This window comes from Bacillus sp. SRL337 (assembly GCF_984799155.1).
The window spans coordinates 3,652,758-3,667,353 of record NZ_OZ481793.1; the positions used below are offsets into that span (position 1 = coordinate 3,652,758).

General features: G+C 43.2%; 14 protein-coding genes and 1 other annotated feature. Of the genes, 5 read left to right on the forward strand and 9 right to left on the reverse strand.

The genetic code is table 11. The features are described 5' to 3' along the window. Window position 1: 1 nt before the first annotated feature. Window positions 2-1,339 (reverse strand): aldehyde dehydrogenase family protein, encoded by a 1,338-nt coding sequence (locus tag AC4E8A_RS18430; RefSeq protein WP_490195157.1) that lies wholly within the window; start codon window positions 1,337-1,339, stop codon window positions 2-4. A 177-nt stretch (window positions 1,340-1,516) separates the two neighbouring features. On the opposite strand from AC4E8A_RS18430, the gene AC4E8A_RS18435 reads away from it, so the two are divergent. After that, the gene (locus AC4E8A_RS18435; RefSeq protein WP_490195160.1) at window positions 1,517-2,698 is read left to right on the forward strand and encodes a TetR/AcrR family transcriptional regulator; all 1,182 of its coding nucleotides are present in this window, start codon (window positions 1,517-1,519) and stop codon (window positions 2,696-2,698) included. Between the two features lie 144 nt (window positions 2,699-2,842). After that, on the forward strand, window positions 2,843-2,992 hold the full coding sequence (locus AC4E8A_RS18440; RefSeq protein WP_490195162.1) for a hypothetical protein: 150 nt from the start codon (window positions 2,843-2,845) through the stop codon (window positions 2,990-2,992). A gap of 141 nt (window positions 2,993-3,133) precedes the next feature. Here AC4E8A_RS18440 and AC4E8A_RS18445 read toward each other — a convergent pair whose 3' ends face one another. The 6 genes from AC4E8A_RS18445 to AC4E8A_RS18470 all read right to left on the reverse strand — a co-directional run bounded on the left by AC4E8A_RS18445 (window position 3,134) and on the right by AC4E8A_RS18470 (window position 9,815). After that, the gene (locus AC4E8A_RS18445) at window positions 3,134-3,418 is read right to left on the reverse strand and encodes a hypothetical protein (RefSeq protein ID WP_490195164.1); all 285 of its coding nucleotides are present in this window, start codon (window positions 3,416-3,418) and stop codon (window positions 3,134-3,136) included. A 116-nt stretch (window positions 3,419-3,534) separates the two neighbouring features. Continuing rightward, window positions 3,535-3,858, reverse strand: coding sequence for a rhodanese-like domain-containing protein (locus AC4E8A_RS18450; RefSeq protein ID WP_490195166.1), 324 nt, complete (start codon window positions 3,856-3,858; stop codon window positions 3,535-3,537). Between the two features lie 102 nt (window positions 3,859-3,960). Beyond that, entirely contained in the window at window positions 3,961-6,375 is a 2,415-nt protein-coding gene (gene leuS, locus AC4E8A_RS18455; protein WP_490195168.1) for a leucine--tRNA ligase, read from the reverse strand. Between the two features lie 313 nt (window positions 6,376-6,688). Then, window positions 6,689-6,908 (reverse strand) — a binding site (T-box leader). A gap of 162 nt (window positions 6,909-7,070) precedes the next feature. Then, a complete protein-coding gene (locus AC4E8A_RS18460; protein ID WP_490195170.1) occupies window positions 7,071-8,258 on the reverse strand; it encodes an MDR family MFS transporter in 1,188 nt (395 codons plus the stop codon). 118 nt (window positions 8,259-8,376) lie between these two features. Next, window positions 8,377-8,601, reverse strand: a complete 225-nt coding sequence (locus AC4E8A_RS18465; RefSeq protein WP_490195171.1) for a hypothetical protein — start codon at window positions 8,599-8,601, stop codon at window positions 8,377-8,379. A gap of 152 nt (window positions 8,602-8,753) precedes the next feature. Continuing rightward, the gene (locus tag AC4E8A_RS18470) at window positions 8,754-9,815 is read right to left on the reverse strand and encodes a M20 family metallopeptidase (protein ID WP_490195173.1); all 1,062 of its coding nucleotides are present in this window, start codon (window positions 9,813-9,815) and stop codon (window positions 8,754-8,756) included. A 277-nt stretch (window positions 9,816-10,092) separates the two neighbouring features. On the opposite strand from AC4E8A_RS18470, the gene AC4E8A_RS18475 reads away from it, so the two are divergent. Beyond that, window positions 10,093-12,051 (forward strand): bifunctional 2',3'-cyclic-nucleotide 2'-phosphodiesterase/3'-nucleotidase, encoded by a 1,959-nt coding sequence (locus AC4E8A_RS18475; RefSeq protein WP_490198934.1) that lies wholly within the window; start codon window positions 10,093-10,095, stop codon window positions 12,049-12,051. A 356-nt stretch (window positions 12,052-12,407) separates the two neighbouring features. Here AC4E8A_RS18475 and AC4E8A_RS18480 read toward each other — a convergent pair whose 3' ends face one another. Next, a complete protein-coding gene (locus AC4E8A_RS18480) occupies window positions 12,408-12,578 on the reverse strand; it encodes a glycogen biosynthesis protein GlgD (protein WP_490195175.1) in 171 nt (56 codons plus the stop codon). Then, a complete protein-coding gene (locus AC4E8A_RS18485; RefSeq protein ID WP_490195177.1) occupies window positions 12,575-12,868 on the reverse strand; it encodes a YtzC family protein in 294 nt (97 codons plus the stop codon). Before AC4E8A_RS18485 ends, AC4E8A_RS18480 begins: the two co-directional genes overlap by 4 nt. A 186-nt stretch (window positions 12,869-13,054) precedes the next feature. On the opposite strand from AC4E8A_RS18485, the gene mnmL reads away from it, so the two are divergent. Beyond that, window positions 13,055-14,014, forward strand: coding sequence for a tRNA modification radical SAM protein MnmL/YtqA (mnmL, locus tag AC4E8A_RS18490; protein WP_490198935.1), 960 nt, complete (start codon window positions 13,055-13,057; stop codon window positions 14,012-14,014). After that, window positions 14,011-14,583, forward strand: a complete 573-nt coding sequence (gene mnmM, locus AC4E8A_RS18495) for a tRNA 5-(aminomethyl)-2-thiouridylate-methyltransferase MnmM (protein WP_490195179.1) — start codon at window positions 14,011-14,013, stop codon at window positions 14,581-14,583. Before mnmL ends, mnmM begins: the two co-directional genes overlap by 4 nt. The last annotated feature ends 13 nt before the right edge of the window (window positions 14,584-14,596 follow it).

Consider the following 14,596-nt stretch of genomic DNA (forward strand, 5'->3'; position numbering starts at 1 on the left):
ATTATTTAGCTGCCTGGATTAAAACGCCTTTTTCATGGGAGAATTCCCTGAATCCATAAACACCATGATAAGAGCCGATTCCGCTTGTATTCACTCCGCCAAACGGCAGGTTAGTGTCTGTAAAGTGAACCACTACATCATTAATAGATGCATTTCCAGAGGTCGTATTCTCAAGAACATGGTCAATGACCTCTTGATTCTCACTAAATACATATAATGCAAGCGGCTTATCACGATCGATGATATAGTCAATGACATCCTCTAAAGAATCGTAATTAAGCAGCGGCAGAATCGGTGCAAAGATCTCTTCCTGCATAATCTTCATATCCGGAGTCACATTTTTCAGGACAGTCGGTGAAATGGTACGGTCTTCTTCATCGAATTGACCGCCGAATACAACCTCTGCACCTTTGTCTAAGGCATCATCAAAGAGAGCTTTAACACGGTCGAAATTACGGTTATTTACAATTTGCGTGAATTTTGACCGGTCAGCTGTTCCGTCTTCTTTTAGAAAGCCGGCTTGAACCACCTTTTGGAGCATTCCTGTAAACATCTCTTGCTGTTCCGCTTTGATAAATAAATAATCAGGAGCAACACATGTCTGCCCGGCATTCACAAATTTACCAACAGCGATTTTTTTTGCTGCATCGAGTAGATCATATCCTTCATCAATGATGGTTGGACTTTTTCCGCCAAGCTCTAAAGTCACAGAGGATAGGTGTTTAGCAGCAGCTGTCATAACGATTTTGCCTACATTTGTACTGCCTGTGAAGAAAATATGATCGAAAGGCTGGTCAAGAAGCTCTGTTGCTACATCAACCTCTCCCTCAAAGATCGCCACCTCTTTTTCTTCAAATGCTTCCCGGATTACCTTTGCAGCAATATTGCTTGTTTTCATGGTGAAATCAGACAATTTCACCATTGCTGTATTACCAGCTGCAATCGCGGTAGCCAGAGGAACCATGGTCAGCATAAAAGGATAATTCCAAGGTCCGAGAATCAGACAAACCCCGCGGGGTTCATACATCAGGATTCCTTTAGCGTCAGCACTTAAAGACGATCCCACTTCTTTTGGAGCCATCCATTTATCAAGATTTTCTATGTTATCCTTAATGGATTTGATTGTTCCAAAGATTTCTGCTCTTTGAACTTCTGTATAAGGCTTACGCACGTCCTGCTGAACGGCTTCGATAATTTCTTCCTGATGTGCCTCGACAACTTCCAGGAAGCGGGTCAATTTCGCTTTCCTTTGTTGGGCTGTTGTCGCCCGCATCTCTTTCTGATGCCTTTTTTGAAGGGCAAATACTCGTTGAATATCCATTCTTGTTTGAGTATCCATCTTTGTCCTCTCCCCTTTAACTGAAATAATAGGAAATGGAGATTGCTAAATCCATTTCACAAACTTATTATAAGATTGAAGATTTCTTGTAAAAAGACAATCGCAGAGGATATATACGTTACCGTACATATCCTTGAAAGATGTTTAAAAAGTAACTGAAAACTGGGGGGAGCACCCGTGTCACAAAATCACGATCGACACTCTGAGATCGTTACAGCTAAAATAAGAGATTCATTTATATCTTTGCTCAAGGAAAAAGATATTCTTACTATAACCATGAAGGAAATTGCTGAACATGCCGATGTCAGCAGGGGAACACTCTATTTTCATTACGACGATAAGTTCGATATGTTTCAGGAGATTGTCACGGAAAAAGCTGAAGGATTAAGAAAAGCAATCTATAATTGGCTGAAGAAGGAAGAATTCATTGACTTACAGCATATGAACTTGAAGGTCCATCCCACGTTATCCTATGTTGCAGAAAATAAATTGTTTTTTAGAGCCATGATGAACCGCAATAAACGGCCATATATAAACTTTCATGATTTTTTCTTACAAATTTTCAGTAAAGATGTCCTGTTATATCCGCTGAATCAATATTATTCCCCTATGGAACAGGATCTCTTTAAGCACTACCGGGTCCTATACACATATTCTATTATCTTGTATTGGATGAAGGAAGGAATGGAACGTTCTCCAGAACTGATCAGTAAGCAGGTTTGGGATTTGATTTCCCAAAAAAGGTTTTATTGGCTTTTTGGGAGTCGAGTAGAGGATTCCAGTAAAGATGAGCACCATTTGGACCGCCGCATTATCCGGACAAGGCAGGCGTTGCAGGAGGCGATGGGTGAACTGATTTTGGAGAAAAAGGATTACTCTGTTATAACCATTTCTGATATTGCCAGAAGAGGGAATATTCGGCGTGCCACTTTTTATGACCACTACTCGAGTAAGGAAGAACTACTAAGCGCTATGATTGAGAATTCTTGTTTATCGCTGATAGAAATTTTTACGGTAGATATGAACCCTGAAGAATTGACACTCGAAAAGTCCGAAGAAATACTTGTTACCCTTTTTTCCTATCTGTCTGAACATACTTCCATCGTGCATTTTATTAATGCTGATTTTGGAATCCCTGATCCCATTCCTGAAATGCTTCAGCATTTAAGCCGGTTTTATCTTAAACAACCAATGAATATCCATGCAGGAAAAGAAATATATGCCTACTATGTATCAGGTATGATAATCGGCTTGATCCTTTATCGATTGAATGAAGGAAGTACACAGTCACCACAATTTCTTGCAAAGGAATTTATTAAGTTTTTGGATCTCAAGAAATATAAAATAATTCTTTTGTGAGCTTGGCCGTTTCTTTGAGCGTCAGCATAAGGAATCGTTGATGCGGACGGACAGCGCTTGGTCGTTCAATAATATATCCATCCCTTTCCATCTGAAAATTATTATAAAATGATCTAATGTCGAACAAGGGAGGGAAATTCCTTGATGGAAACCTTGAAAAATCACAAAAAAACAATAGTACTTCTGCTTATTATCTTGCTCATCATTGCGGGTCTGCTTGATATCAAATATGAAGGGCTATTCTTTCAACTATTGCCTCACTCGGCCCAGTCATTTTCAGGTGACATTTTTTAATAAGCCTTTGTGCAGGGAGGTAAGCAAGGGTAAGTTGTGGCCTGGCCTTTTTCCAAAGCTATTAAGTGTAATTCGTTGGATGGGTGACGATCTGATGGAAATGAAAAAGGATGACCTTGATCGGGCATCCTTTTCCAACATTCATCCAATCAGCTGGTTAGCAAGCTCAATCAATATTTCACGAGTAGCATATTCGATGGAGAAGTAATCACTTATGACACTAACGAAGGAATTACTATCAGCAAATTCCTGATCAAGATCAGCGGCCCCGATCAGAATCGCCTCCCTGCCATTGGCAGCCCTGAAATCTGCCGAGATAAATCGAAGTTTAACGGCGGTTTCACCCAGCTTATCGGCGGTTTTAATACTTTTATCGGCGAACATTAAAGCTTTATCGGCGCTTTTTAGACCTTTATCGGCGGTCATGCGATTTTATCGACCAAACGACAAAATCCGACAACGCCAACCACAACGAAATCCACAGGCAATGCCTTCTTTCCAATCCATGAAAAAAGCACGCCTAATAGCGTGCTTCAACAAACTTACATGCATTTATCCTTTGGCTGGGTATCGCCTTCCCACTCCAGCATACCGCCTTCCATGTTGACGACTTTGTATCCACGGTCATGCATGAACTGGCTGACGTTGCCGCTGCGGTTACCTGACCGGCAGATCAGGATGTATTCTTTGTCCTTATCAAACTTGTCCAAAGACTCAGGGATATCCCCCATTTTAATATGTTTCGCCTGAGGGATCATGCCTTCTGCCACTTCTTCATCTTCACGGACATCGACAAGATCAAGGTCAGCCCCTTCATCAAGCATCTTCTTTAATTCTTCTGGAGTTATTGTTTTATAATCCCGCATTTATGTAACCACCTTTCAGCTTTATTTTTTCATTATATCAAAGCTCTATACAAGCGAAAAATAAGAAGGCCGGCACCACTGGGGGCACCGGCAGGTCAAAAATTAGTTTGCTACGATATTAACAAGTTTGCCAGGGACGGCAATAACTTTCCTTACCGTCTTGCCTTCGATGAATTCTTGCACTTTCGAATCTTCAAGGGCGATTTTTTCAAGTTCATCTCTGCTGATGTCGCGTGGTACCGTCAGTTTCGCACGAACTTTACCATTTACCTGGAAGACAATTTCGATTTCGTTGCTGACAAGTTTAGATTCATCATATTTCGGCCACTCTGCATAAGCAAGTGTTCCTTCATGGCCAAGCTTGCTCCAAAGCTCTTCAGTGATATGCGGAGTGACCGGTGCAAGCATCTTCACGAATCCTTCAACATATTCCTTCGGAAGGACATCCGCTTTATAAGCATCATTTATGAAGACCATCATTTGCGAAATCCCTGTGTTGAAACGAAGCCCTTCAAAGTCTTCTGTCACTTTCTTCACAGTTTGATGATACGTTTTCTCAAGATCCTTATTCGCTTCGTCTTTCACTTTCTCACTGATGTTTCCATTCTCATCAACAAGAAGTCTCCAGACACGGTCAAGGAAGCGGCGGGAACCGTCAAGACCGTTTTCGCTCCATGCGACAGATGCTTCAAGCGGTCCCATAAACATTTCGTACATACGAAGCGTATCCGCACCATGCGTAGATACGATTTCGTCAGGGTTAACAACGTTACCTTTTGACTTACTCATCTTCTCGTTGTTTTCACCAAGAATCATCCCCTGGTTGAACAATCTCTGGAAAGGCTCTTTCGTTGGTACTACCCCGATATCATACAAGAATTTGTGCCAGAAACGTGCATAAAGCAAGTGAAGTACCGCATGCTCTGCACCACCGATGTACATATCAACCGGAAGCCAGTGATTAAGGTTTTCTTCGCTTGCGATCGCCTCATCATTATGAGGGTCAATGTAACGAAGGTAGTACCAGCAGCTTCCTGCCCATTGCGGCATTGTATTTGTCTCGCGGCGTCCTTTTTTGCCTGTTTCAGGATCAGTGACGTTCACCCACTCGCTGATATTGGCAAGAGGGGATTCACCTGTTCCAGAAGGCTTGATTTCAGTCGTTTTTGGAAGAGTCAAAGGCAGTTCTTCAACCGGGACAGTCGTTGTTGTGCCATCTTCCCAATGGATGACCGGAATCGGCTCGCCCCAGTAGCGTTGGCGGCTGAACAACCAGTCTCTTAAACGATAAGTCGTCTTCTTCTCACCGACTCCTTCTTTTTCAAGCCATTCGATTGCTTTTGTAATCGCTTGTTCTTTCCCAAGTCCGTTAAGGAAATCAGAATTTACATGCTCACCATCGCCAGTGTAGGCTTCTTTTTGAACATCTCCGCCCGCAACCACTTCTTTGATTGAAAGACCGAATTTTTCCGCAAATTCATAATCTCTTTCATCATGTGCTGGAACAGCCATGATGGCACCTGTCCCGTAGCTCATCAAAACATAGTCAGCGATCCAGATTGGCATCTTCTCGCCATTTATCGGGTTGATCGCATAGGCACCAGTGAAGACACCTGATTTATCTTTCGCAAGGTCTGTACGCTCAAGGTCACTTTTTGCTTTGACTTTATCAATATAAGAAGAAACAGCATCCTTTTGCTCACTTGTTGTGATTTCGTCTACAAGCGGATGTTCAGGAGCCAGTACCGCATAAGTTGCACCGAAAAGGGTATCCGGGCGGGTTGTGAAGGCTGTGAAGTTTTTATTAGTGCCATCAATGGCGAAGTTCACTTCCGCACCTTCAGAACGGCCGATCCAGTTGCGCTGCATGTCTTTGATGCTTTCCGGCCAGTCAACTTCTTCAAGGTCTTCAAGAAGGCGGTCTGCATAAGCCGTGATTTTCAGCATCCACTGTCTCATCGGACGGCGCTCCACCGGATGCCCGCCGCGCTCACTTTTACCATCGATTACTTCTTCGTTTGCAAGAACCGTACCTAATGCAGGGCACCAGTTCACTGCTACCTCATCGACATAGGCAAGGCCTTTTTCATAAAGCTTTGTGAAAATCCATTGAGTCCACTTGTAGTAATGTGGATCTGTCGTATTGACTTCACGGTCCCAATCATAAGAAAATCCAAGCGATTTGATCTGGCGGCGGAAGGTATTGATGTTTTTCTCCGTGAATTCTGCCGGGTCATTTCCTGTATCGAGCGCATATTGCTCAGCAGGAAGGCCAAATGCATCCCATCCCATTGGATGAAGTACATTATAGCCCTGCATTCTTTTCATTCGGGAAAGGATATCTGTTGCTGTATATCCTTCAGGGTGCCCTACGTGAAGGCCGGCACCTGATGGATAAGGAAACATATCCAGTGCATAGAATTTAGGTCTTTCCTTTTCCGTTTCGGTTTTGAATGTTTTGTGTTCTTCCCAATAATGCTGCCACTTTTGTTCAATGTCTTTGTGGTTAAAGCTCATATTGTGAACCTCCCTTTTTCATATAAAATTGATTTTTTAAAATAATTGCTTTCATAAAAGGGTTCGTTGATCTGCGTTGCAGGCCGCTCGACTCCGCGGGGCGGGCGGTGAGCCTCCTGGGCTTTGCCTGTGAGGTTACGGTTCCGGTGGGTCCGTAACCTTGGTCTCACCTGTCCGCTACTCCCGCAGGAGGTCGTGCGTCCTTACACTCCAATCAACTATACATAAAAACCCAATTGACACTACTGTTAAAAAGCAATAATTTTTAAAACTTAAAAATAAAAAAATCCCGCCCCAATTATTAATAAATAATAATTGGGACGAGAGGTCTTTGATAATCTCCCGCGGTACCACCCACATTAGTGTACACGCACTCACTTGATTCCATCCTTAACGCGGAAAACGGCAGGCATTACTTAGGTTCACACCCGCAACTCAAAGGCGAGTTCATGATGGTTTCCGGTTGACTTTCACCTGCCGTCAACTCTCTAAAGCGGACCCTCATCACTACTGTTCCTTATCAACGTTTAATTCTATAAACTATTGTATTCACTATTTTATGCAAAAGTATACAGAGTTGCAAGCCTAAATAGTCATTTTTCCTCACCTTTTTTCGGTGCCTCACACAAATCAGCCTTTTTGTACCACGCACCGAGAAAAAAAGACCATCCTCCCGAAGAAGATAGTCCAACATTTTAAGAGATTGATACACTTACAGATTCTTTTTTCTTTAACGACCGGTCATAGACGGCTGTGAAAACCATCGCCACTGCAAATAGCCCAATCAAGGAAGTGAATAACGTGGAGATGCCGAACATATCCACCATGATCCCACCGAGCAGCGGACCGACCATCCTTCCGCCAGTTGCCGTACTGTTGACGATTCCCTGGTAGAATCCTTCTCTTCCTTTCGGTGCCAAGCTGTTTGCAATTGCTGGCACCGCCGGCCAGATCAGCATTTCCCCGATTGTCAAGATGATCATCGCTATCGCAAACATTTGGAAAGCATCAGCGACAGCCGCAACACCGAACGAAATCATAAAGATGACAATTCCGATCTGGATCTGGAGCTTCAGATTATTCTCAAACCGGCGAATCATTCTTGAAAGCAGCGGCTGTGCAAGCACGATTAACGCTCCATTGATTGTCCACAACAGGCTGTATTGTTTTAAGCTGATATTGATTTCCTGAGTATAGCTTGCGATGGTTGACTGCCACTGCACATAACCGATCCAGCACAGAATATAAGCAGAACAAATCAAGATTAAAGCGGTGAATTTCGATTTATTTTTAATGAAAGTACCTTCTTGGATTAGCGAAGTCTGTTTCGCTGCATTGACGGAGATATTCTTGTAGCCGAAAAATGCAATCAGAAAGAAAACCACATACATAATTAGGTTTGCAAGAAAGATATATTGAAAGGAATAGGAAGCAACAAGCCCGCCAAGAGCAGCGCCGACTGCCACACCGACATTCTGTGCAACATAAATCGCATTGAAGGATTTCCGTCCGCCTTCTGGCCATACTGATCCTGCCATTGCATACACAGAAGGAAAAACGATTCCAGAACCAAAACCGACTATCGCAAGAAAAATGACGTAATGAGGCCATCCATGATAAAAGTTCATCCCGACAAGGGCGACCAACGTAATGATAATCCCTGTTAAAATTGACCTGTAACCTCCGATTTTATCAAAGAGGCTTCCTCCATACAGATTTCCGATGACACTTGCCCCTGCATTCAGCATCAAGACCAATCCAGCGACGGATAGTGATTTGCCAAGATGCGAATTAATGTAAATTGTGTTCAACGGCCATAAAAATGATGATGCCGTTACATTCACCATCATACCAGCGATTAACAGCCACAATGATTTTGGCATAATGAGCGCTTCCTTTCCCTATAGATATTTCGATTCCCAAAATGATTATAGGGGTTTTCAACCTCCCGCGCAATACGATTTCAAATAGAGAGATAATTACAAAAACAGCAGAATTTATCTATACACTGGTGAGTAAGTTCGTCCTCTCATTTTTGAAGGCAATGTACCCTCTCACTTCCGGTTTAATGCCGCGCTTTGAACATTCTGACAGCACCATTTTCTCTATCTCCACCCATCCATGTCCCCACTTCGACATTCTGGCGGCATCGATTTCGTTGCCGCTCCATTCCGTACACCCGTCCAGATAAACTGGCGGCATCGGTTCTCCCTTTGTTTTCTGCAACTTATACCCACCCAGACCGCTTATGTGAACATATCTTATGACCAACCCGACCTGCACCCTATTTCATCTTTCGAGTCTCTCAGAGAGGAATCTTCAATTAATGAATGATTTCGACCCAAATAAAAAAAGACAGCCGAAGCTGCCTAATCATATTAAATACGTTTAGCAAAATCAACCAGCATACTGTGATACAAATAGAGCGAGTCGATCTCTACATTTTCTTTGTTCCCATGCCAGTTTTCACCTACCGGGCCAAATTCAATGGCTGGAATGCCAAGCTGGGCGAAGAATTGTGTATCGGCTGAGCCATGCTGACCGAAAAACACAGCTTCTTCCCCGGTATGTTCCTCGACAGCGGCTTTTATTTTCTGCACATAGTAATCATCAATATCAGTTCGGACTGGCTTACTGAACATAGAAACAAAAACAGAACTTTCGACTGCATTTTCGATTTCCTGGACGATCCGGTCCTTCGTCTGTTCCGGCAAATACCGTATATCATATTTCAGCATGCATTTTTCCGGGACCTTATTATAAACGTCACCGCCTTCAATGATAGCAAGGTTTAAGGAAGGCATTGGATAATAGTCAGAACTCTCCTGCATGAATGGAAGTTCTTTTATTTTGTTATGGACTTCAAATGCTTTCTCAATGGCATTTTCACCTTCCCATGGCCTGCTGCCATGAGCCGGCACGCCATCCACTTCAACATTCAGCCGTAAAACGCCTTTTGCCTGCAAAGCAACGCCAAGCTGTGTTGGTTCAGAACAAATGACAAAATCTCCTGTATAGCCTTCTTCAACCAGATACCCTGTACAGTTAAACCCTCCGATTTCTTCATCCGAAACAATTTGAAGCTGAATTTTTGTATTAAGGTCCTTATCCTTTAGCGCAACCATCGCTTCCATCATGCAGACGACGCCTGCTTTCATATCTGCCGAACCACGGGCGTATATCTTTTCATTTTTCTCGCGTGGAATGAACTGGTCATCATGACCGCTTACAACATCAATGTGCCCATTAAAGATAACTTTTTTTTCTCCGCTTCCAATTTCTGAAACAAGCATCTTGTAGCCATTATTCTCAATGATATTCACCGGCAGCCCATTTTCCTCAAGCCATTGGCCGCAGAATTCAATGGCCTTGTTGCTTCCTTCCTTTGTCGAACTGTTAATCAGTAGCAACTCTTTCAATAGTTCTTTCAATGATTCCATTCTTCTCCTCCTTCTATTAGCCTGAATAGTTTTCTTTTACCACGAAGAGGAACTATTGAACCTTGATTAGCACTGATTTAATAGGAAAGCGGTTCCATAGCACTATCCTTTCACAATGATTAAATGGACATGCAAGAAAACTCGCAACTTTTAGACCATTCCCGCAATTATACAAACACCTATAATAATAGATGGAATTAATCTATTAACTAGGGGGATGGACAACTTGAACAAGAACTTCCGCAAAAAGGTTGGAAGAACAGCTGCCGCAACTGCCATGGCATTAACCGTACTCGCATCACCAATTTCCTTGGAAAGTGCGATGGCTCATAAGCCTGACCATAAGGGGAAACCTGCTAAACCAGGAAAACATGAAGTAGAATTAAGGATTCTGGGGACAACCGATATTCATACCCACCTCTATAACTACGATTACTATAAGGATGCACCTACGGACGAATTCGGTCTTGCCAAAACAGCATCACTGATTAAGCAGGCGAGAGCTGAAAAAGAAAACACTTTATTGTTTGATAACGGAGATTTGATCCAGGGAAACCCGCTTGGAGATTATAAAGCGAAGGTGGATGTTTTAAAAGATGGTGAAACTCATCCTGTCTTCCAGGCTATGGAGCTTTTGGACTATGATGCTGCCACACTGGGCAACCATGAATTCAACTATGGGCTGGATTATCTTGATGAAGTACTTGATGATGCGCCATTCCCTTATGTCAATTCAAACATCTATAAAGAAGACGGGGACAACGATCCATCAAATGATGAAAACTATGTAAAGCCCTATCAAATCCTCAAGAAAAAAGTAGTCGATACTTCCGGTAGAACCAAAGTCATTAAAGTCGGTGTCATCGGTGCTGTCACTCCTCAAATCGTCCAGTGGGACAAGGCTAATCTCGATGGCCAAGTGATCACGAAAGATATCGTGGATTCGGTTGAAAAAAATATACCCAAGATGAAAAAGGATGGTGCTGATCTGATTGTTGTCCTCTCGCATTCCGGTATCGGCGATGAGCAGAGGGTGGAAATGGAAGAAAATGCTGCTTATGACCTGACCAAAGTGGAAGGTGTAGATGCAATCATCTCCGGACACAACCACTTGAATTTCCCAGGAGATTTCGGAAGCCTTCCTGGAGTTGATTTGGAAAATGGAACAATCAATGATATACCTGTGGTCATGCCTGGCAGCTGGGGCAACCAGCTTGGTGTAATGGACCTTACGATAGAAAAAGTGAAGGGCAAATGGAAAGTCAAGAATTCAGTAACCAATTTGAGAGCCATTTATGATAAAGCATCCAAACAGCCACTAGTTGATGCTGACCAGGAAATCCTGGATGCTGTAAAAGAAGCTCATGAAGGAACTGTCAATTATGTAAACCAGCCTGTTGGAACAACAACGGCTGACATCCACAGCTATTTTTCCCTGGTACAGGATGACCCTTCCGTGCAGATCGTGACCAATGCGCAGAAATGGTACATTGAAAAACAGCTGGCCGGGACAGCGGATGCCGACCTTCCCATTCTGTCTGCGGGAGCTCCTTTTAAAGCAGGCGGAAGAAATGGAGCCAGCTACTACACATATATACCTGCAGGCGAAATTGCCATCAAGAATGTAGCTGATTTATATCTATATCCAAATACTGTCGCTACGGTAAAAATCACGGGGGCAGATGTAAAAGAATGGCTTGAAATGTCAGCGGGACAATTCAAGCAGATCGACGAAAGTGCAAGCGAAGAACAATCTTTGGTAAACAACAGTTTCCCTACTTACAACTATGACGTCATTGATGGAGTCACATATGAAATCGATGTAACCCAACCAGCTAAATATGATAATGATGGCAACGTCGTAAATGAAACTGCAAACCGTATCAAGAATCTTCAATACTATGGCCAGCCAATCGATCTTGACCAGGAATTCCTGGTTGTCACGAATAATTACCGTGCAAGCGGAACATTCCCTGGGGTTAAAAACAGTACCCAGACAGAAATCTATCCAGATGAAAACCGTCAAGCCATCATTGATTATATTCGTGAACTGGGCTCAATCGACCCGACTGCTGATGGCAACTGGAATTTCGCACCTGTCAGCACCAAAGTAAATGTCACTTTCGAAACCTCCATGGATGCGCAAAAAGCACTTCCTGCCGACGGCACGATTGAATTTGTTTCTGAGGCTTCAGATGGGTATGGGAAATATAATGTGGAATTTCCCATTAATTGACTGGACATAACCTTTCAACCATGGAATGCCCGATGAATAGGGTGTTTTGTATGCCCTATGTGAACAGCACCCAGGGTACAACTAACTGAATGATAGAATTGACTTTTATAAGGAGAGGGCCGGTGTATCCGGTCCTCTTCGTTTTCTGAACATAGATTTATAAATTGAATCCAGAGGTTTTCACTTTTCATCAGGTCAATTTTGCCCCTTCAATGAAATATAAATATTCTCTTCCACTATACTCATGAAGGAATCAAGCCCTTCCTCAACCTCATTCTTTGGTTTTTCTGAGTTTGGTGTTCCTTCCTTAATAATAAAAAAGTGCCCTCCATCAAGAGAGACACCTTCTACCTCTATTACTTGTTCTCCAATTCCCGGTTTTTGGACTTCACTGGCTGTGCCTGCTTTTCATACCTCTTCTTTGCTTTCTTCACCGGATTGTACTCTTCGCCAAACTCTGTATCCAGGTTACTTTCTGCGTTCCTGGTTTTCTGCTCAGGATCATTTTGTTTAGAACGTTTCTTCAATGCAATCTCCCTCCAACTGAATCAGGGTCATGGTCTAACAGGACCATTTCATTTTGGAATTGCTGCAGCTGCAGACGCATTCTGTGCAGCTGGTCACGCTGCTGCGAGTTGGCACTGTTCGCCAGATGCCTGATATCATTGACTGCTTCTTCCACTTTCTGCATCGCGTCCGTGTATTCCTGGTCATGGTAATGTTCCTGTTTTGTGCCTGATTTATATTGTTCCTGTGCATAACGGAGTGCATCTTCACATTTCTGCAAGCACTCATCCACAGATTGTCTGGTTGCCATAATTAATCCCTCCATAACTTCAAAAATGAAGCTGTGCTTCTGTGTTTAGTGTTTGTTATAAAAAAGGAATCATCAGTAGAAATTTTTTCCTGAGGGAACTGTAACCCTGCTGTAATTGGATATACTGCCCTTTCATGATAAAATTGCTTCTATCATCATACAGAGAGACTTAAGGAGGTGTTTGTCATTAATAAGACGAACCCGTTTCCGTATGCCGCTGATGTAAAGCGGTATCATACATGGAATTATCATCTGAAAGAAACGTTTGGACATAAAGTATTTAAAGTGGCTCTGGATGGAGGGTTTGACTGCCCAAATCGTGACGGCACAGTTGCCTATGGAGGATGTACCTTCTGTTCTGCAGCTGGTTCCGGTGATTTTGCCGGCAGCCGAATCGATTCTCTCGAGAAGCAGTTTAAAGATATAAAAGAAAAAATGCATCTTAAATGGAAAAGCGGCAAATACATGGCTTACTTTCAGGCATTCACCAACACCCATGCTCCTGTAAAAGAGCTCCGGGAGAAATATGAAACCGTGCTTAAACAGGAAGGTGTCGTCGGAATTTCGATTGCAACACGGCCAGACTGCCTGCCGGACGATGTAGTTGAATATCTTGCAGAACTGAATGAACGGACCTACCTTTGGGTAGAGCTTGGACTGCAGACGGTGCATGAAAAAACCGCCAGCCTGATCAATAGGGCTCATGACTATCAATGCTATGAAGAAGGTGTAAACAAGCTTAGGAAGCATGGCATACGTGTTTGTTCCCATATTATCAACGGACTTCCACAGGAAGATTACAGAATGATGATGGAAACAGCGGAAGAAGTCGCCAAGCTGGATGTACAAGGCATCAAAATTCACCTTCTTCATCTCCTGAAAGGGACCCCTATGGTGAAACAGTATGAAAAGGGACAGCTTGAATTCCTTTCATTTGAGGAATATGTTAGCTTGGTCTGTGACCAACTGGAAATCCTTCCTCCCAAGATGATTGTCCACCGGATTACCGGTGATGGGCCGATTGACTTGATGATTGGACCAATGTGGAGTGTGAATAAGTGGAATGTTTTGAATGCCATCGACGCTGAACTGCAGCGCAGAGACAGTTGGCAGGGGAAATTTTTTAAAGCGGAGGTGAAAGTATGAAGCTTGAAAAAGTACTCCCATTTGCACGCAATCTTTTATCCAATGCTGTAAAGCCTGGGGATGTCACCATCGATGCTACTCTCGGCAACGGGCATGATACGCTTTTTCTGGCCCAGCTTGTAGGAGAGAATGGGCGGGTATATGGCTTTGACATTCAGGAAGAGGCATTATTCAATACAAGGGAACGACTTCAGACTCATGAATTGCAGGACCGCGTGACACTATTTAAACAAGGGCATGAAACAGTCGGCAATGTCATCCCCCCCGTTCATTACGGAAAAGTGACAGGTGCCGTATTTAACCTCGGATATCTGCCTGGCGGGGATAAGACGATTGTGACCAGGCCAAAAACGACAATAAAAGCAATAGAAGCCCTTTTGGATATGATGGCACCCGAGGGCATCATCGTTCTTGTTATTTACCATGGACACCGCGAAGGCGCAGTCGAACGGGACTATATCCTGAGATATGCAGAAAGGCTCGATCAAAACTATGTCCATGTTCTTCGATATCAATTCATGAATGGCATCAACAATCCGCCGTTCATCTTAGCTTTGGAAAAAAGATAAGGGATGCCCATTT